Origin of the sequence: Cetobacterium sp. ZOR0034 (assembly GCF_000799075.1) — a bacterium.
Lineage (GTDB): Bacteria > Fusobacteriota > Fusobacteriia > Fusobacteriales > Fusobacteriaceae > Cetobacterium_A.
This window is the reverse complement of record NZ_JTLI01000104.1, coordinates 19,101-39,914: the sequence shown is the minus strand read 5'-3', so window position 1 is coordinate 39,914 and position 20,814 is coordinate 19,101. Positions and strand designations below refer to the sequence as shown.

The window sequence follows — 20,814 nt, the reverse complement described above, 5'->3', positions numbered from 1 at the left end:
AGAATGGAGAGCCATATAGAAGTAGTGGTGGAAAAATGGTAGATAGTGAACTTGGAGAGATTCCAGAGGGATGGGAAGTAGGAAACTTTGAGAATATAGGAATAATTGCAAGCGGAGGAACACCTTCCAAATCTAATGAAGAATATTATACTAAAAATGGAATACCATGGATAACACCAAAAGATTTATCTTTAAATAAAAATAAATTCATAACAAAAGGAAGTTTAGATATAACAGAAAAAGGATTGGCTAAAAGTAGTACAAAACTTCTTCCAAAAGGAACAGTTTTATTTAGTTCAAGAGCTCCCATTGGATATTTGGCTATAGCTGAAGTAAACGTAACAACTAATCAAGGGTTTAAATCTATTATTCCTAATAATTCTGAAAACACTGAATTTATTTATCAATTGCTTAAAGAAATAACTCCTCATATAGAATCAATTGCGGGGGGTTCAACATTTAAAGAAATATCAAGTCAGGGAATGAAAAGTATAAATATTACAATTCCATCAGATTTAATTTTAAAAAAATATTTTGAAATTACAGAATCTTTTAATAAAAAAATTCAGAACTTAGAAAAAGAAATCCAATCTCTAACAGAAATAAGAGATACTCTTCTTCCTAAACTTATGAGTGGGGAGGTTGAGGTATAGATGAAATGTAGTTGTTGTGATGAAAAAATGATTAAAGTTTCTGATTTAGCTTTTGAAGAGATAGAGAATTTTTTAAATAATAATCCTTTAAAATCTTTAGACAGGTTAGAAAATGGTGATGGAGTTCTTGTTTATTATAGACAGGTAAGTCCTATTGATAAAAATCAATTCTATGGTAATAAGATTCAATTTAGGAAAGTGGAAAAAGTAGAAAATAATAAGTTAAAGTTATCTGGATTTAAGAATCTCTTTTCTTTAGATAATCCAACTGTTATATATAAAGAGAGTCTTCTATATACTTTAGTTCCTATGGAGAAAAAATATTTAAAAGTTTTAAAAGATGGATTTGAAAAATTAGGAAGTAATTACTCAGGAACTAAATTAAATAATATTCTGAAAAAAAGTTTTATGTTAGAAGAGTTTAGAAGCAAATATGATGACTGTATTTATGAAGATGATGATGGTTCAGAGATTATAGATATAGATTACTCAGGTGAAGATTTTCCATTTTAAAAATGAGGTGAAAAAATTAAAATGACGCTAAAAGATATTCGATATGAAATCATAAAAGAGTATGATACCCCAGTGGAAAAGAGAATAGAAAACTGGGAAGTTGGAATAGGGTTAAATGAGGTAGATGGATTAACTCCATCCTCTTATCTTATCCAACTTACAAAAGAATCTATAGAAGGAAAAAAGACCTTTGATGAAATAGAGAAGGATTTAAAAAATTATTACAGTAAACAGGATAAAAATTCTATCAATTATTCTGAAATGGAGTGTGACATAGTCTCTACAAGAATTGCAAAACTTCTAGAAGATAGAGCTTTTGTTTTTAGTCCTATTCAACTGAAGAGTATTCATAGAAAACTTTTTTCTGAACTTCTACTAGATGAAAGAGATAACAGCATTGGAGAATACAGAAAATACAATATCTCTAAAAAAGAACCAGTTTTAAATGGTGATACTGTTATATATGGAGAGTACACTACAATAGATGAGTTTCTGAAATATGATTTTGAAAATGAAAGCAGTAAAAATTATTCAGAAATGAGTTTAGATAAGCAGATTAAAAGTTTAGCTCGATTTACATCTGCAATATGGCAGATACACCCTTTTATAGAAGGAAATACTCGAACTGTTGCAGTTTTCATTCAGAAATATCTTTTAAGTATGGGCTATATTGTAAATAATGATCTTTTCAGAGAAAATTCAATGTATTTCAGAAACTCTTTGGTGGCTTCAAATTACAGCAATATTCCCAAAAAAATATCTCCTAATTTTACATATTTAGAAGAGTTTTTTTTGAAGCTTTTATACAGCAAAGACATTGAATTAAAAGAGATAAAAATTTTTGAATAAATCAAAATAATTTAGGGGGCATAGCAATGAATTTTACAGAGGATGAATTAGAAGTAGCCTATCTTGAAATATTAGAAGATTTGGGATGGGAATGTATTGATGGTAGAAAATTAGAGAGAGATGACTATCATTCAGTAATACTAGAAGATAATTTAAGAACAGCAGTTTATAACATAAATAAAGATATGCCAACCTCTACTAAAGAGGAAGCTATTAGAAAAGTAATACTACTTTCACATCCTAACTTGATTAAGAGTAATGAAGAGTTTCATAATATGCTAGTCAATGGAGTGGATGTAGGAGAGTATAAAGACAAGGATGGGAACAAACGTTCTGGTGGAAAAATATATTTAATAGATTTTAAAAATATTAAAAAAAATGAGTTTCAAGCAATAAATCAATTTACAATAGTGGGAAAATCTAGACGTAGACCAGATATAATACTATTTATCAATGGATTACCTCTTGTAGTTATAGAGTTAAAATCTCTAAGTAATGATAATGTAGGTATAAAAGAAGCATATACTCAAATTGAAAGATATAAATATGAGATTGGGAATCTTTTTAAATATAACTCTTTTATCATTATAAGTGATGGAGTTAATGCAAAAGCTGGAACGATATCATCAAATGAAGAGAGATTTATGAGCTTTAGAAGTATAGATGGGGTTACAATAGCCGATACAAACTCTTTAATGATGGAAGTTTTAACTCGTGGAATGCTATCTAAGGAAAGAGTATTAGAGTTAACTCATGACTATATTTTGTTTCTTCAAAGTAAAAATGAAAAGATAAAGATATTAGCTCAGTATCACCAGTTCTTTGCCATAAAAAAAGCACTGGAAAAGACAGCAGATGCTCGTAGCAATGATGGAAAAATTGGTGTTGTTTGGCATACTCAAGGTAGTGGAAAATCTCTAACTATGACATTTTATACGGGACAACTTATGAAAAAGTTTAATAATCCAACAGTTATAGTTTTAACTGATAGAAATGATTTGGATAATCAACTTTTCGGAACTTTCTCAAAAGCTCAAAGTTATCTAATAGAGACACCAAAACAAGCAGACGATAAAGATAGATTAAAAGAATTACTAAATGTAAGTAGTGGTGGAATAATATTCTCTACAATACAGAAGTTTGCTCCTAAAGCTGGTGAGATTGTAGAGGCTATTAGTACTAGAAATGACATATATATTATAGCTGATGAAGCTCATAGATCGCAGTATGGTTTAGATGCTAAAATGGATGCAGATGGAAATAGTAAATACGGGTACGCTAAACATATTCGTGATGCACTTCCCAATGCAAATTATATTGGATTTACAGGAACGCCCATAGATTTTGATGATAAATCTACAACTGCTGTATTTGGTAACTACATAGATACTTACGATATGAGTAGAGCTGTTGAAGATGGAGCTACGGTTAAAATATATTATGAAAATAGATTTGTAAAGCTAGACATTCCATACCCTATTTTATCTGAACTTGATGGTGATTTTGAAGAGATTATGGAAGGTCAAGACGAAGGAATTGTTGAACATACTAAAAAAGATATTACAAAAATGGAAGCTATTATTGGTTCACAAAATAGAATAAGAACTTTGGCAGAGGATTTTATAGAACACTGGGAGATGAGAAGAGATAATGCCTTTGGTAAATGTATGATAGTAGCTATGTCTCGTAAAATATGTATGGATTTATATAACGAGATTGTAAGCTTAAGACCAGAGTGGCACAGCGAAGATAAGACTAAGGGAAAAATAAAAGTTGTTATGACAAGTGATATTAGTAAAGACCCTATGGAGTTTAAGCAGCACTTTACTACAAAGCAGGAGAGAGAAGAGCTTGCTAATAGAATGAAAGATGACAGTGACGAGTTAGAGATTGTTATAGTTCGTGATATGTGGCTAACAGGGTTTGACGTTCCATCAATGCATACTATGTATATTGATAAGCCTATGGTAGGGCATAACTTAATGCAAGCTATTGCAAGGGTAAATAGAGTATACAAAGATAAAACTGGTGGCTTAGTTGTAGACTATATTGGAATAGGAGATGCACTTAAAAAAGCATTAAGACAATATACACCAAATGATCAAAAGTGCACTGGAGTAGATACAGAAAAAGCGGTAGCTCTTATGATTGAACACTATGAAATTCTAAAAGAGATATTCCATCACTTTGATTATTCAAAATATAAAAGTAGTAGTGCTTTAGAGCGTGCTAGAGTTATTATAGAGGGTATGGATTACATCTTAGGTTTTGAAAATGATGAACCTGGAATTAAAAAAAGATTTATTGATAATGTTTTAGCACTAGCTAAGGCTCATTCTCTATGTATAACAACTCGTGATGGACAGGCTTTAAATGATGAGATAAGCTATTTTAAAGCTGTTAAAGCTAGTGTTATTAAGTTAGAAACTGAGGATAAAGGAGATAATCCTAAGAAACTAACTCAGGCTCAGATAAATGAAAGAATAGCAGCACTTATGTCTAAAACAATTATATCTGAAGAGGTTATAGATGTTTATTCTGAATTAGGATTAGATAATGCGGATATATCTATTCTTTCAGATCAATTTTTAAAAGAGGTTGAGAAGATAAAATATAAAAATTTAGCTGTTGAGATGTTAAGAAAACTAATAGAGGGTAAGATTAAATACTCTAGCAGAAGAAATCTGGTGGTAGCTGAAAAGTTCTCACAAAGACTTCAAAAGGCTATGAGCTCATATAGAAATAAGGCTTTAACAAGTTTAGAGATAATGGAAGAACTGCTAAAGATGGCTAAGGAGTTTATGGAAACTCATAAAGAGGGTGACTCACTTGGTTTAACTGAGGATGAGGTAGCTTTCTATGATGCTTTAACTCGTGATGAAAAAGTAAAAGAGATGTTAGGTGATGATATACTGGTACAGATAACAAAAGAGCTGACAGAGACTATTAGAAAAAATATGACTATAGATTGGTATGATAAAGAGAGCATACAAGCTAAGATGAGAACATCTATCAGAAGACTTCTTAGAAAGTTTGGTTATCCTCCAGCAGACACAGAGGATACAACAGAACTATTATTAAAACAAGCTAAGGTAATGTGTGAAGAGAGTATTGTATAATTCAAAAATAAAAAGAGCTTTAGAGTCTAGTCAACTTCTAAAGCTCTTTTTATTTTTGAAATGTAAAAAAGTTATTTTCCAAATGAACAATGAGGGTATGTACATATCGGACAGTCTAAGCAAAGACCACCATGTCCATATTTTGCGATATCTTCAAAAGTAAGTTTTTCATCTGTTAAAATTCTAGGAAGAACTAAATCAAATGCCGTTCTTTTAGAGTGCATAACACAACCTGGAAGTCCAAGAATTGCTTTTTCACCGTGGTAAGCTAGAAGAAGCATAGCTCCTGGAAGAACTGGTGAACCATAAGTTATTAATTCACCACCCATCTCTCTTATAGCAAGAGGTGTTCTATCGTCTGGATCAACAGACATTCCACCAGTACAAAGAATGACCTCTGCTTCAGATTTTAAAGCCTCAGCAATTTTCTCTTTTATCATCTCTTTATCATCAGATGAGAATGTATGATAGACAACTTCGCATCCATATTCGTTAACTTTTTTTGTTAAAATTGGTCCAAATTTATCTTGAATTCTTCCATAAAAAACTTCGTTACCAGTTGTAATTATAGCAACCTTTTTTGGTTTTATAGGTAAAACCTTTATAATCTCTTTTTTTGAGATTTTTTCCATTTCTAAAATCTTTTCTTCGTTGATAACCAGAGGAATAACTCTTGTTCCAGCAACTTTAGTTCCCTTTTTTACAGGAGTATTATTATGTAGAGTTGCAATTACAATCTCTCTAAGAGAATTAATTTTTAGAAGTTCATCAACATCAACTTTTAAAAGTCCATTTTCAGCAGCTAAAAAATCTATCTTTCCCTCTTTTATAGTAGAGAAATCTAAACCACATCCAGCAGTGTGCTCTTTAATTCTTATAGCGGCATCATTTTCGTGAAGTGTTCCTTCTATATGTTCCCAAACGAAAAGATTATCTTTCCCTAATTTTAAAAGTTCAGGTACATCCTCTTCAGTGATGATATGTCCTTTTTTAAAAGCAACACCTTTAAACTCTCCAGGAACAATTTTTGTTATATCATGGCATAGTATCATACCGACTGCATCTATAGTTTTAACAGTTTTCATTTCTCCTCCTAAATATATTGTTTGATTAGAATTTTAAATTTTCCTTTTTTGTTTTCCCCTAGATTTTGCTCTAAGATAAACTTTCCTTTTTTTCTGATAGTTATAACAGAACCGATTTCAATATTTTTACTTTTACTCTTTTCGACAGAGTAGTTGACAAGAACATCTCCACTTTCGATGAGATTTACACTGATGTTTCTTGAAAAGTTGCCGATGCATGCAATTATAGAATCCAATCTAAAAGATGGAATGGTATCTGTAAACTCTTTAAATTCAGGTTCTGGAATTTCAGAGATTGAAAATTCCTTGATTTTTATAGGGATTGTATTAATTCCTTCTAAAGAGCTAACTATGATGTTATAAATATCTGTTAGAGCGACGCAATAACCTATATTATCTTTAACTAAGATATCTCCTAAAGTTTCTCTTCTTAGACCAAGGCTCATAATAGAGCCTAAAAAATCTTTATGTTGTAAGTTTTTAAATTTGTTATTTGCATCAATTTTAAAATAAGTAATCGGTGGTTCTAATGTGCTGACATCAAACTCTTTAGGAGCAAATACAATTAATTTTTTTTCGCTGTTTTCGGTTAAACCAAAACTTTTAATTTGAAGACCAATAGAGCTACAAAATTCACAAAGTTTGCTAGCAATTTGAGGTGGAAGAAAGGTTCTTCCATAAACTGGATAATCGATGTCTAGACATAGAGATATATCCTCAAAAACAGAGGCTATTACAAACTCGTCCTCGCCATTGAAAAGGTTGAAAAAATAGTTTTTATTCATAAATTCTCTCTTTCACTTAAATATTTTGAAAAACATAGATAAGTTGATTTTATCCCATATTTATGATAAAATCAAATAGATTTGTAAAAATAGGGAGATGATTAAAAATGGTAGAAAGAAAGTATATTGCACCTAATGCAATTACAGCAGCGAATATGTTTTTAGGATATCTAAGTATCACAGCTTCCATAGCGGGGGATTATTCAAAAGCTATCTGGTTTATAATATTAGGTATGGTTTGCGATGGATTAGATGGAAAAACAGCAAGAAAATTAGATGCATTTAGTGAATTCGGAAAAGAGTTTGACTCTTTCTGTGATGCAATAACTTTTGGATTAGCACCGGCAATATTAGTTTATTCACGTCTTAATGCTTTAGGATTAAATAGCATAAGATCGTTTGTAGTTCCAATATCGTTTATATATGCGTTATGTGGAGTTATGAGATTAGTAAAGTTTAACATAGTAACAACAGCTTCAAGTGAAAAAGATGACTTTAGTGGAATGCCTATTCCGTCAGGAGCATCGGTAGTTTGTTCATATCTTTTATTTGTTGAGGCAATGAAAGAGAGCTTTGGAATGAATTTATTCTCAGTAGAAGCATTTGTAGGGTTAACTTTATTAGCTGCGATATTAATGGTTAGTACAATTCCATTTAAAACACCTGATAAAGTGTTTGGATTTGTTCCTAAAAAACTGATGTTACCGTTTGTAGTATTGATATTAGCTACACTAAAATATAGCATGTTTATTGTTACTTGCTACTATATTTTAGTAAATTTAATGAAGTTTTTCTCGGAGAGATCAAAAGAGGAACTTGAATAGAAAATAATGAACTATGATACCCGATAAAATCCAAAAAAACTATTGGAAAATCGGGTATTTTATTTGAATAGTAATATAATTATATGGTATAATTTCAAAGGAGAAAATATGAGTATATTAGATAAATTAAATGAAAAACAAAGGGCTGCAGCTCAGAAAATAGAAGGACCACTACTAATATTAGCAGGAGCGGGTTCTGGAAAAACAAGAACTATAACTTACAGAATAGCTCATATGATAAATGAAAAAGGGATTTCACCTTATAAAATTTTAGCTGTAACGTTTACAAATAAGGCGGCTAAAGAGATGAGAGAAAGAGTTGAGTTGCTAATAGGTGATGATGCTCATAAAGCCATGATATCGACATTCCACTCGTTTGGTGTAAGACTATTGAGAGTTTATGGAGACAAATTAGGTTATGGAGCTAATTTTACAATATATGATACGGATGACCAGAAAAGAGTTGTTAGAGCTATAATGAAAGAGCTTGTAGTAACAGATAAATCTTTAACAGAGGGAGCTGTCGTATCAATAATTTCAAAATTAAAAGAAAATAGTGTAAGCGTAGCTGATTATGAAAAAGAAAATAGATTTGATAATAATTATAAAATTATTTTAGAGTGTTACAGAAGATATAATGTGGTTTTAAAAGAAAATAACGGAATGGATTTTTCAGATATATTAGTTAACCTACATAGATTGCTAGATATACCTGAAGTTTTAGAAAAATTACAAGAGAAATTCCAGTATGTTATGGTAGATGAGTATCAAGATACAAATAACATTCAATATAATATAATAACAAAAATATCGGCTAAATACAGAAATATCTGTGTAGTAGGAGACGAAAATCAAAGTATATATGGTTTTAGAGGAGCTAATATAAAAAATATTTTAGATTTTGAAAAAGACTACAAGGATGCTTTAGTTGTGAAACTAGAGGAAAACTATCGTTCAACATCAGCTATTTTAACGGCTGCAAACGAAGTTATAAAAAACAATAAAACTTCAAAGGATAAAAATCTTTGGACTAAAAAACCTCAAGGTGAACTTATAACAGTTAAAGAGTGCTTAGATGGAAGAGCGGAAGTTAACTATGTAATTGAAGAGATTGTAAAAAGAAAAAATCTTGGTAAAGCATATAAAGAGTTTACAGTTCTTTATAGAACAAATGCACAATCAAGACTTTTTGAAGAGGGATTATTAAAATATAATATTCCATATAAAGTTTTTGGAGGAATGCAATTCTACCAAAGAGCAGAGATAAAAGATATTGTTGCTTACTTAACGGTTATAAATAATCCTCAGGATACAATCAATCTAAATAGAATAATAAATGTTCCTAAAAGAAAAATTGGAGATAAAAGTATAGAGAAAATTAGAGATTTTGCAAATGAGAGTTCAATATCAATGTTTGAAGCTCTTGGAAAAGCAAATGATATTCCTGGGTTAACGGCTGGAGTAAGAATTGCCTTAGATGAACTTTATACAACATTGACAGATTTGATTGAGCTAACAAACGATGGATCTGTAAGTGAAGTTTTTGATGAGTTAATTAGAAGAGTAGGATATTTTTCATACCTAAACTCAAACTATGGGGCAGAAGCTGAAGGAAGAGTTGAGAACGTTGAAGAGTTAAAGAACTCAATTGTAGAATTAGAAAAAACTGTTGATTTTTTAACTTTGAGAGAGTATTTAGAAAATATATCTTTAGTAAGTGCAACAGATGATTTAGATACTGATGTAGATTATGTAAAACTTATGACTATTCATAATTCGAAAGGATTAGAGTTTCCGGTTGTATTTTTAACAGGAGTAGAGGATGACATATTCCCAGGATCTAAAAAAATTCTTTTCAATCCTGAAGAGTTAGAAGAGGAGAGAAGACTTTGTTATGTAGCAATAACAAGAGCTGAAGAGAAGCTATATATGAGTTATGCTAAAAGTAGATTTGTTTATGGTGAATTTCTAGGAAAGATAAAATCTAGATTTATAGATGAGTTACCTAGAGAGGTTGTAGAAGAGGAGAGAAGAGCAGAGGAGCTTCTACCTAAATCAAGAATTTCAACTGAAACAAAAAAAGTAACAGGATTTAAAAATATTATAGATGCAAGTGACTTGAAAAAAATGAAAGACATTGCAAACTCACCATTTAAAATGGGAGAAAAAGTTATACATACAAAGTTTGGACTAGGAAAAGTGGTAGAGATATCGGAGAAAAAAATAGGAGTTCAATTTGTAGATGGGAAAAAAGATATAGCTTTAGTTTTAGCTACGAAATTTTTAACTAAGGCATAATTCAAAGGAGAGAATTTTATGAAAAGAAAAACTTTGAATAAAGAGGTTCAATATAATGGAATTGGACTTCACAAAGGCGAAGAGATAAAAATGAGATTAATTCCAGCTCAGAATGGTGGAATAGTTTTTAAAAGAGTTGATTTAGAAGAGGGAAAAAACATTATATCGATGTCCTTAGAAAATACTTTTGATTTAACAAGAGGAACGAATCTGAAAAATGAGTTTGGAGCAGCAGTTTATACAATAGAACATTTTTTATCTGCACTTTATATAGCGGAAATAACAGATTTAGTTGTTGAGTTAGATGGTAATGAGTTACCTATAGGTGATGGAAGTGCAAAAGTTTTTATAGAAGTTATTGAAAGCGTTGGAGTAAAAGAGTTAGATGAGGATATAGAAGCGATTGTAATAAAATCTCCTATAAGCTTAACGGTTGGAGATAAACATATTGTAGCCTTACCTTTTGATGGATATAAAGTTACCTACACAATAAAGTTTGATCACACATTTTTGAAAAGTCAAATGCTAGAAGTTGTTTTAGATATGGAAACTTATAAAGCAGAGATATCAAACGCTAGAACTTTTGGATTTGATTATGAGATTGATTATTTAAAGAAAAATAATTTAGCTTTAGGTGGAACTTTAGATAATGCAATTGTTGTAAAAAAAGATGGAGTTTTAAATCCAAGTGGATTAAGATATGACGATGAATTCGTAAGACATAAAATATTAGATTTAATTGGGGATTTAAAGGTTTTAAATAAACCGATAAAAGGACACATAATAGCTATCAAAGCAGGACATGCTTTAGATATAGAATTTGCAAAATTACTTAAAAAGCAGGAGGAAGAAATATGTTAGATGTTATGGAGATAATGAAGAGAATACCACACAGATATCCGTTTTTATTAGTTGATAGAATTTTAGAGATGGATGTAGAAGGACAAAAAATAAGAGGATTAAAAAACGTAACAGTAAATGAGGAGTTTTTTAACGGTCACTTCCCAGGACATCCAATTATGCCAGGTGTTTTAATCGTTGAAGGAATGGCTCAATGTTTAGGAGTTTTAATACTTGATGATTCAGGATCAAAGGTTCCTTATTTTGCGGCTATAGAAGGAGTAAAATTTAAGGCTCCAGTTAGACCAGGAGACCAATTAATATATGAAGTGCAAGTAGATAAATTAAGAAGAAATATAGTAAAGGCTACAGGAGTAGCAAAAGTAGATGGAAAAGTTGTAACAGAAGCATCGTTTACATTTACTATAATGGATAAATAGAGAGTAGGGTGAAAAAATAGTGGCTGAAATACATAGCACTGCTATAGTTGAGGATGGAGCGATACTGGAACCTGGAGTTAAGATAGGTCCTTTCTGTATAGTGGGGAAAGACGTAAAGATAGGAAAGAACACAGTATTACAATCTCACGTTGTAGTTGAAGGAATAACAGAGATAGGAGAGAACAATACAATTTACTCTTTTGTTTCAATAGGAAAGGCTTCACAAGATTTAAAATATAAAGGAGAGCCGACTAAAACTATAATTGGAGATAATAATAGTATTAGAGAGTTTGTAACAATTCACAGAGGAACAGATGACAGATGGGAAACGAGAGTTGGAAGTAATAACTTATTGATGGCTTATGTTCATGTTGCTCATGATGTTATTGTTGGAAGTAATTGTATACTAGCTAATGGAGTTACTTTAGCTGGTCACGTAACAGTGGATGATTTTGCGATAATAGGTGGTTTAACACCGGTTCATCAATTCTGTAGAGTAGGATCATACTCTATGACTGGTGGAGGAAGTGCAATAAACCAAGATATATGCCCGTTTGTTATGGCTGAAGGAAACAAAGCTGTAATTAGAGGATTAAATACAGTAGGTCTTAGAAGAAAAGGGTTCACAGAAGAGGATCGTTCAAATCTGAAAAAAGCTTACAGAATAATATTTAGAAATGGAAATCCACTGAAGGACGCTTTAGCTGAATTAGAAGCTGAGTTCCCAGAGGATAAGAATATAAAATATCTTGTAGAATTCATAAAAGAAAGTAATAGGGGGATTACAAGATAATGAAAAAAGTTGGAATAATAGTGGGTAACGGTAAGTTACCTCTATATTTCCTTAGAGAAGCTGAGGCTAAAGGGATAGAGGTATATTTAATCGGTTTATTTGAAACTATTGAGGAAGAGATTAAATCTCATAAAAATTATAGAGCCTTTAATATTGGAGAGATTGGAAAAATCACAAAATTTTTACTGTTGAACGATATTAAAGAGGTAGTTATGCTTGGTAAAGTTGAAAAATCAATTTTATTCCAAGAGATGAAATTGGATTCTTTTGGTGAAGGATTGATGGAAAAGCTACCGGATAGAAAAGATGAAACACTTCTTTTTGGTGTAATCTCTTTTTTAAGATTAAATAAAATAAAAGTTTTACCTCAAAATCATCTTTTAGGTGATATGATGTTTAAAGAAAAATGTTATACAAAGAATAAACCTAATTTAGAGGATAAAAAAACAATAAAAATAGGAGCAGAAGCTGCAAAAGCATTGAGTGAAGTTGATGCAGGACAAACTGTTGTTTGTAAAGAGTCCTCTGTTGTTGCTTTAGAGGGGATAGAGGGAACAGATAAAACAATAGATAGAGCAGGTGAGTATGCAGGTGAGGATTGTGTTATAATAAAAATGGCAAGACCTCAACAAGATATGAGAGTAGATATTCCTGCTGTAGGAATTGAAACAGTAAAAAGAGCTGTTAAGATAAAAGCTAAAGGGATAGTAGCAGAAGCTAATAAGATGTTATTCTTAGATATGAAAGAGTGTATTGAGTTAGCAGATAAAAATAATATCTTTATTATTGGAGTGAAAATATGAAAATATTTGTTTCAACAGGAGAGGTATCAGGAGATTTACACCTATCCTATTTAGTTAAAGAGGCTAAAGAGTTAGATAAAAATGTTGAATTTTATGGAGTTGCAGGAAAACACTCTAAAAATGCAGGTGTAAATATTATCCAAGATATAGATGAACTTGCAATTATGGGATTTACAGAAGCTATAAAAAAATATAGTTATTTAAAAAATAAAGCAATAGAATATCTGGAGTTTATAAAAAAAGAACAGATAAAAAAAGTTATAATGGTAGATTATGGAGGATTTAATCTGAAGTTTTTAGAGATGCTAAAAAAAGAGATTGAAGACATCGAAGTATTCTATTATATTCCACCAAAACTTTGGATTTGGGGAGAGAAGAGAATTGAAAAGCTAAAATTAGCAGATCATATAATGGTTATATTTCCTTGGGAAGTTGATTTTTATAAGAGTCATGGCGTAGATGCTATATATTATGGAAATCCTTTTACAGAGAGATATAAAAATATAGAAAGAGAAAATAAGAGTATTCTTTTATTACCTGGAAGTAGAAAACAGGAGATAAAATCTTTAATACCAGATTTCTTAGAAATTGTAAAAAGAAATAAAAACGAAAGTTATCTTTTAAAACTATCTTCGAAAGATCATCTGAAATGGATAGATGAAGATTTAACAAAATATAGTAATCTAGAAATTAGTTATGATTTAAGCTTAGCAGCAGCAGTGGGAAAAAGTAAAATTGCGATAGCAGCATCAGGAACAGTAACTTTAGAGTTAGCATTACTAGGAATACCAACGATTGTTGTTTATAAAACCAATTTTATAAACTATTTTATAGCTAAATATATTCTGAATGTTGGATTTGTATCTCTGCCAAATTTGACGTTGAACGAGGAAGTTTTTCCAGAGCTACTTCAAAAAGAATGTAATGCTGATGAAATAGAAAAGAGTATGAAAATAATTTTAAAAGATTTGGACTCTGTTCAAAAAGATATAGAGAGAATAAGAGAAAAACTTTCAGGTACAGACATTACAAAAAGGTATGCTGAATTTTTATTGAAAGGAAAATAAAATGGAAAAAGTTAATAAAATAGATTCGAAAATAATGGGGTTTTTTAAAAATAAATCTTTAAAAACTTTTTTAAGATACAGTTTAAAATACAAAATGGCTATGTTAGGTGTAATAACACTATCTACAGTGACATCTTTAATGAGTGCTGTACCAGCTTGGCTAAGTAAATATCTAATAGATGATGTTCTTGTTGCAAAGAATTCAAAAATGATGTCAATTGTAATTGGAGCAATATTCGTTTCAACAATTTTGAAGGTTGTTACAAACTATTTTTCGGATATCTATTCGGGATATATTACAGAAAAAATAAGAAGAGATATAAAAATAGATGTGTTTTCACATCTACAAAATTTACCTTTGGCTTATTTCAAACAAAATAAACTTGGGGACTTAATGGCCAGACTTTCAGGAGACTCAACTACTTTAGGAAGAATTGGATTTATGTTATTTGATATGTTAAAAGAGTTTGTAACAGTTTTAGCTCTTTTAGTTAGAATGTTCCAAGTTGATTTCATTTTAGCTTTAATATCGCTGACAGTTTTACCAGCAATCTTATCGCTAGTAAAAAAATATACTAAAAAGATTAGGAAATCAGGAAGAGTTAGACAAGATACAGTTGGAGATGTGACTGCTTTTGTGCAAGAATCATTATCAGGAATCTCTGTTATAAAAGGATTTAACAGAAGTGAAAAGATGATAGACAACTATAGAGGTGTAACTCAGGACGAGTTTGATAAGATATATAAGGCCACAAAGATAAAAGCAAAGGTTTCACCTATAAATGAGGTGCTATCAACAATAATGATACTGCTAGTTGCAGCTTATGGAGGATACCAAATAATAGTTGCTCAAACTATGACTCCTGGAGATTTAATATCATTTATAACAGCAATCGGACTTATGCAACAACCATTAAAAACTTTAATCAAAAGAAATAGTGAATTGCAGGAAGCTCTTCCATCAGCGGACAGAGTTATTGAGATTTTAGATGTTAATTTAGAAGTTGATCATATAGGTGATGCTCCAAAAGAGGTTCCAGAAATCATAGAGAATATCAAGTTTAATAATGTTGATTTTAAATATGATGACGGTGACGAGAAGGTTCTAAAAAACTTTACATTGAATGTTAAAGCTGGAGAGGTTGTAGCTTTAGTTGGAAAGAGTGGAAGTGGAAAGACCACTCTGGTAAACTTACTTCCAAGATATTACGATATAACTTCGGGAAGCATTAAAATTAATGGAACAGATATAAGAGAGATGTCATTACAAAAATATAGAAACCACATAGGGATAGTTCCTCAAGAAACTTTCCTATTCAGTGGAACTATAGGTGAAAATATAGGATTTGGAAAAGATAACGTTACAGAGGAAGAGATAATGAAAGCTGCTAAGATGGCAAATGCTTATAACTTTATAATGGAACTACCAAATCAATTTAATACAGAGGTTGGAGAAAGAGGAGTACTTCTTTCTGGAGGACAAAAGCAAAGAATAGCAATAGCTAGAGCCTTAGTTCAAAACCCAAGTATAATGATATTAGATGAAGCAACTTCAGCTCTAGATACAGAATCAGAAAGATTGGTACAAGATGCTTTAGATAAATTGATGAAGGGAAGAACAACTTTTGTTATAGCCCATAGACTTTCAACAATAATAAATGCTGATAAGATTGTTGTTATGGAAAATGGAGAGATAAAAGAGGTTGGAAACCACCAAGAATTACTACAAAATAATGGAATATACAGAAAACTTTACGAAATTCAATTTGGGAAGATAGAACCAATAGAGATAGTGGATTTAATTGAAGCTCAAAAACTTGAAGAGTTAGAGCAGTATGTGTAGAAAGGAAGAGATGATGATAAGATTAGATGGAAGACAAACAGATGAAAAAAGAGCAGTAAAAATAACGAGAAATTACACAATGTATGCAGAAGGTTGTGTATTAATAGAGATGGGAAATACAAAGGTAATATGTACGGCAACAGTTGTAGATAAAGTGCCTCCATTCCTAAGAAATCAAGGAAAAGGATGGATAACAGCTGAATACTCAATGTTACCAAGAGCAACTGGAGAGAGAAATCAAAGAGAAGCTGCTAAAGGTAAACTTGGTGGAAGAACTATGGAGATTCAAAGACTTATAGGAAGAGCTTTAAGAGCTTGTATCGATTTAGAGAAATTAGGAGAAAGAACAATCACTATTGACTGTGATGTTATTCAAGCCGATGGTGGAACAAGAACTACTTCTATAACAGGTGGATTTATAGCTTTAGAGATGGCTATGAGAAGACTTATGGAAGCTGGAACTTTAAAAGAGAACCCAATCGTTTCTAACTTAGCAGCTGTTTCAGTAGGAATGGTAAAAGGAACTCCTATTTTAGATTTAATGTATACTGAGGATTCAGAAGCTGAAGTAGATATGAACGTTATTATGAACGATAAAGGAGAGTTTGTTGAGATTCAAGGAACTGGAGAGGAGTCAACATTCTCGAGAAAAGAGTTAAACGCTATGTTAGATTTAGCCGAAAAAGGTATCTATGAGTTAATAGATATTCAAAGAAAAGAGATAGAGGAGGAGTTTTCAAAGTAATGAAGATATTTTTAGCCACAGGAAATAAAAAAAAGATAGATGAAATGTCTAAAATTTTAAGTAACTCTAATTTTGAGATACTTTCTATAAAAGATGGAATCGAGATTCCTGAGGTTATAGAAGATGGAGATACTTTTGAAGAAAACTCAAAGAAAAAGGCTTTAGAGATTGCAAAGTTTACAAATATGATTACAATTTCAGATGACTCAGGACTTTGTGTAGAAGCTTTAAATGGCGAGCCAGGAGTTTATTCTGCTAGATATGCTGGTGAGGATGGAAATGATGCCGCTAACAATAAAAAGCTTATAGAAAATCTGAAAGGTATAGAGAATAGAAAAGCTAAATTCGTAACAGTTATTACCTTAGGAATGCCAAATGGAGAGTCTCACTCTTTCAGAGGTGAGATTGAGGGAGTAATAGTAGATGAGGCAAGAGGAGCAGAAGGATTTGGTTATGACCCTCACTTCTATTTACCAGAGTATGATAAAACATTTGCAGAGATGCCTGAGATAAAAAATCAAATTAGCCACAGAGCAAAGGCTTTAGAAGCTTTAAAAGGTGGAATTGATAAAATATTAAATAGAGGCTAACCTAAGGGTTAGCTTTTTTTAAGATAAAAGAAGTTATTAGGGAGATAAAATGTACTTAAAAGGTGTAGAGATTTATGGATTTAAATCTTTCGGAGAAAGAATAAGAATCGATTTTGATGGCGGGATCACATCGATTATTGGACCTAACGGAAGTGGAAAATCAAATATATTAGATGGAATATTATGGGTTTTAGGAGAACAATCATATAAGAATATAAGAGCCAAAGAGAGTAAGGATATCATATTCTCGGGTGGAGAGGGAAAGAAGCCTGCTAGTTATGCTGAAGTATCACTTTTTATAGATAATAGAGATAATTTCTTTCCAATAGAAGCCGAGAACATAAAGATAACAAGAAAGATGTCTCAAAATGGAGATAACGACTATTTAATAAACGATAAAAAGGTTAGACTTAAAGATATTGGAGAGTTATTCTTAGATACTGGAGTTGGAAAGAGTGCTTACTCTGTAATAGGACAAGGTAAGGTTGAAAGAATAATATCATCTTCGAATAAAGAGATAAAAAGTATAATAGAAGAGGCTGCTGGAGTAAAAAAATTCCAATATAAAAAATTAGAAGCTGAAAAAAGATTGGAGAAAGTTCAAAATGAACTTGAAAAAATAGAGTTAGTTTTAACTGAAATTGGAGAGAATAGAAGTAGAGTTGAAAAGCAATCTAAAAAAGCAGTTGAATATTTAGAGATAAAAGATGAAAAAAATACTCTTCAAAAAGGAGTTTTAACATTTGATTTGAACTCGAAAGAAACAATAATAAAATCTGGAGAGAAAGAGCAGGAAAGACTTCAAAGTATAACAGTAACTTTAGATGAAGAGTTGAAGAGATCTGAAATAGAATTAAATAGTATCGAGGCAAGAAGAAAAGAGTTATATGAAAAAATAGAGAATTTCTCAGAGAGCAATACATCTTTAAAATCAGAGATAGAAACTCTTGAAAAAGAGGAGATAAGAGTAAGAGAAAGAAGTACATCTTATACAAGAGAGCTAAAGCAAAAAGAAGAGGAGTTGTTATCGATTGAGAAAACAATTTTATCGAAAAAAGAGATAGCTCAAAAGTTAGAAGAGGAAAAAGAGAGAGTAAAAGAGAGAGTTCTTGAAATCGAAGGAAAAAATAGAGAGTTTGAAAGAGCGATTGAAGAAAAAGAGAATAGTAAAAAAGATAAAGAGATAAGTGTTGAGCTAAAAAAGAGAAAAATAATGGATTTAGAAGTTGAAAAACTGAAGCTATTAAATGAGATAGAGAGTTCAACAAGAAGAATGAAGGGAAGCGAATTCAAAATTAATTCTTTAAAAGATGAGCAAGAGGGATTCCAGAAAAAGATTGATGAAAATTCAGCTGAACTAGAGAAAGCTTTAAAAAATAGAGATTTAAAAATAAAAGAGTTAAAAGAAACAGAAGAGAGACAGATTAAGTTAGAGCAAGAGATAAGTGAGTTAAGTCGTGATATGAATAAAGCTGCTGAACTTATAAGAAATGCTGAATTTGAAGAGAAAAGAGCCTCAGCAAGACTTGGGGGTCTTTACAGAGTTCAAGAGAGTAACGAAGGATTCTATAAAGGGGTTAAAGAGGTTTTAAATGCTAAAATAGCAGGAGTAGAGGGAGCTGTAATATCTCTAATAACGGTTCCAGAAGATTATCAAAAGGCAATTGAAGCAGCTATTCCAGGAAATTTACAAGATATAGTTGTTACTAGTAGTGAGGTTGCTAAAAAAGGTATTGAGGTATTGAAAGAGAAAAAAGCTGGAAGAGCATCGTTCTTAGCACTAGATACAATAAAAGTTGGAGGAGTTAAAGATATTCCTAAACTAGATGGAGTTATTGGAAGAGCAAGTGATTTGGTTTCAGCTGAAAAAAAATATTCTAAAGTACTAGATATGTTGCTAGGAAATATCTTGGTTGTAAAAGATACGGATATCGCTTTAAAGATTTTAAAAAGTAATAGTTATAGTGGAAATATTGTAACACTTTCAGGAGAACTGCTGAGTTCTAGAGGAAGAATAACGGGTGGAGAAAATACAAACTCTATAGTTAGTCAAATTTTTGAAAGAAAAAAAGAGATAAAAACATTAGAAGATAGCATAAAAGAGATGACATCAAAATTGAAAGAGTGGAATGAAAAGGTCACTATAATGAGTGATAAACTTGAGAAATATGAAGATGAAATCGGTGGAATAGATGCTCTAGAGGATTCTTTAAGAAAACAATCTAAGTTGGCTGAAGAGCTGTATAATGATTTGAAATCTAAGGGTGAGAAATTAGCAAAAGAGAGTAGAGTAGTAGCTATAGAGATTGCAGAAGAGGAAAACTATAGCAAAGAATATGCAAAAAGAGTAGAGAGTTCTCAAAGTGAAAAAGAGATAACAGAGAAGATAGTAGCTGAATTAAAAAATGAACTAGATAATGAAAATATATCTATTCAAAATTTAAATTCTGAGATAAATGAACTAAAAAATCAATTCTCAGATATAAGAATTTTATATCTAAACAGTAAGGATAGATTTGTTCAAATTGAAAGAGAAGAGTTAAGAGAGAAAGTTGAACAAGATGAAATTTTAGATAAAAAAGAAAAAAATTCAAAAATTTTATCAGAAATTAAAAAAGAACTTGAAAAATTAGAGGAAAAGGCTCATACTATAATAGATGAGATAAAGAACAAAAATATAAAATTTGAAAATGAAAACGCAGAACTAAAAGAGATGAAGAAAGAGGATCATATCTTAGAAGAAAAATCAAAAGAGTTAATGAAATCATCTAGAGAGATTGAATCTACTTTATTTAAAGAGAAAGAGATTTTAAATAGAGAGTTAGAAAGAAAAGATAGAATTTCAAAAGAAATAGAGGAAATATTAACTCAATTAGAAGAACTTGTAGAGGTAGAGATTCAACAACTGAACGAAGAGGAGATAAAAACTTCTAGAGCAAGAGTAAGAGAGTTAGAGGTTAAGTTAAGAGGATTTGATTCAGTTAACCTTCTTTCGATTGAAGAGTTTAAAGAGTTAGATAATAAATATAAATTCATTGACCTTCAAAGAGAGGATTTAGTTAAGGGTGAGAAAAGTTTATCTCTATTAATTAAAGAGATTGATGAAACAATAGAGGAAAAATTCTACGAAGCGTATGAAGAGATTAATAAAAATTTCAATGAGATGTGTGTAGAAACATTGGACAATTCAGAGGGGCAACTTTCACTTCACAACGGAGAAGATTTTACAAATTGTGGAGTTGAGATCTCTGTTAAGTACAAAAATAAAAAGAGACAAGCACTATCTTTACTTTCTGGTGGAGAAAAATCGATGGTAGCAATAGCGTTCATTATGGCGATATTCATGTATAAGCCAAGTCCATTCACATTCTTAGATGAGATTGAGGCCGCTTTAGATGAAAAAAATACCAGAAAATTAATTGGAAAGTTAAAAGAATTCACTGATAGATCTCAATTTATTTTAATAACACATAACAAAGAAACTATGAAAGCTTCAGATTCTCTATATGGAGTAACAATGAATAAAAAAATAGGAATTTCTAAATTAGTTCAAGTTAAAATTTAGAA

General features: G+C 30.9%; 17 protein-coding genes. 15 read left to right on the top strand and 2 right to left on the bottom strand.

Translation table 11 applies throughout. The features are described 5' to 3' along the window. The 4 genes from L992_RS12635 to L992_RS12620 all read left to right on the top strand — a co-directional run. Positions 1-653, top strand: a 653-nt coding sequence (locus L992_RS12635; RefSeq protein WP_047396634.1) for a restriction endonuclease subunit S, incomplete at its 5' end; no start/stop codon positions are given. Next, positions 654-1,166 carry a hypothetical protein gene (locus L992_RS12630; protein WP_047381102.1) on the top strand — a complete coding sequence of 171 codons (513 nt, stop codon included), beginning with the start codon at positions 654-656 and terminating at the stop codon, positions 1,164-1,166. A gap of 21 nt (positions 1,167-1,187) precedes the next feature. Continuing rightward, the gene (locus tag L992_RS12625; protein ID WP_047396632.1) at positions 1,188-2,015 is read left to right on the top strand and encodes a Fic family protein; all 828 of its coding nucleotides are present in this window, start codon (positions 1,188-1,190) and stop codon (positions 2,013-2,015) included. Between the two features lie 26 nt (positions 2,016-2,041). After that, the gene (locus L992_RS12620; RefSeq protein WP_047396630.1) at positions 2,042-5,134 is read left to right on the top strand and encodes a type I restriction endonuclease subunit R; all 3,093 of its coding nucleotides are present in this window, start codon (positions 2,042-2,044) and stop codon (positions 5,132-5,134) included. 71 nt (positions 5,135-5,205) lie between these two features. Here the strand turns inward: L992_RS12620 and L992_RS12615 are convergent, their stop codons facing one another. After that, complete coding sequence (locus tag L992_RS12615; RefSeq protein WP_047384266.1) at positions 5,206-6,219, bottom strand: molybdopterin-binding protein; 1,014 nt, start codon at positions 6,217-6,219, stop codon at positions 5,206-5,208. A gap of 8 nt (positions 6,220-6,227) precedes the next feature. After that, positions 6,228-7,004 carry an RNA-binding protein gene (locus L992_RS12610; protein ID WP_047384267.1) on the bottom strand — a complete coding sequence of 259 codons (777 nt, stop codon included), beginning with the start codon at positions 7,002-7,004 and terminating at the stop codon, positions 6,228-6,230. A 107-nt stretch (positions 7,005-7,111) separates the two neighbouring features. On the opposite strand from L992_RS12610, the gene pssA reads away from it, so the two are divergent. The 11 genes from pssA to smc all read left to right on the top strand — a co-directional run bounded on the left by pssA (position 7,112) and on the right by smc (position 20,812). After that, complete coding sequence (pssA, locus tag L992_RS12605) at positions 7,112-7,828, top strand: CDP-diacylglycerol--serine O-phosphatidyltransferase (protein ID WP_052191826.1); 717 nt, start codon at positions 7,112-7,114, stop codon at positions 7,826-7,828. 108 nt (positions 7,829-7,936) lie between these two features. Next, positions 7,937-10,126, top strand: coding sequence for an ATP-dependent helicase (locus L992_RS12600; RefSeq protein ID WP_047384269.1), 2,190 nt, complete (start codon positions 7,937-7,939; stop codon positions 10,124-10,126). Between the two features lie 18 nt (positions 10,127-10,144). After that, positions 10,145-10,987 carry a UDP-3-O-acyl-N-acetylglucosamine deacetylase gene (gene lpxC / locus L992_RS12595; protein ID WP_047384271.1) on the top strand — a complete coding sequence of 281 codons (843 nt, stop codon included), beginning with the start codon at positions 10,145-10,147 and terminating at the stop codon, positions 10,985-10,987. Beyond that, positions 10,981-11,406, top strand: coding sequence for a 3-hydroxyacyl-ACP dehydratase FabZ (gene fabZ, locus L992_RS12590; RefSeq protein ID WP_047384272.1), 426 nt, complete (start codon positions 10,981-10,983; stop codon positions 11,404-11,406). The genes lpxC and fabZ overlap by 7 nt, the downstream gene beginning before the upstream one ends. A 19-nt stretch (positions 11,407-11,425) precedes the next feature. Beyond that, positions 11,426-12,199 (top strand): acyl-ACP--UDP-N-acetylglucosamine O-acyltransferase, encoded by a 774-nt coding sequence (lpxA, locus tag L992_RS12585; protein WP_047384274.1) that lies wholly within the window; start codon positions 11,426-11,428, stop codon positions 12,197-12,199. Continuing rightward, a complete protein-coding gene (locus L992_RS12580; RefSeq protein ID WP_047384276.1) occupies positions 12,199-13,002 on the top strand; it encodes an LpxI family protein in 804 nt (267 codons plus the stop codon). The genes lpxA and L992_RS12580 overlap by 1 nt, the downstream gene beginning before the upstream one ends. Further along, a complete protein-coding gene (gene lpxB, locus L992_RS12575; protein ID WP_047384278.1) occupies positions 12,999-14,069 on the top strand; it encodes a lipid-A-disaccharide synthase in 1,071 nt (356 codons plus the stop codon). The genes L992_RS12580 and lpxB overlap by 4 nt, the downstream gene beginning before the upstream one ends. Before the next feature lies 1 nt (position 14,070). Then, on the top strand, positions 14,071-15,912 hold the full coding sequence (locus L992_RS12570) for an ABC transporter ATP-binding protein (RefSeq protein ID WP_052194004.1): 1,842 nt from the start codon (positions 14,071-14,073) through the stop codon (positions 15,910-15,912). Positions 15,913-15,925: 13 nt separating this feature from the next. Then, entirely contained in the window at positions 15,926-16,657 is a 732-nt protein-coding gene (rph, locus tag L992_RS12565) for a ribonuclease PH (RefSeq protein WP_052191830.1), read from the top strand. Continuing rightward, positions 16,657-17,247, top strand: coding sequence for an XTP/dITP diphosphatase (locus L992_RS12560; RefSeq protein ID WP_047384280.1), 591 nt, complete (start codon positions 16,657-16,659; stop codon positions 17,245-17,247). Before rph ends, L992_RS12560 begins: the two co-directional genes overlap by 1 nt. A gap of 49 nt (positions 17,248-17,296) precedes the next feature. After that, on the top strand, positions 17,297-20,812 hold the full coding sequence (smc, locus tag L992_RS12555) for a chromosome segregation protein SMC (protein WP_047396628.1): 3,516 nt from the start codon (positions 17,297-17,299) through the stop codon (positions 20,810-20,812). Positions 20,813-20,814 lie beyond the last annotated feature (2 nt).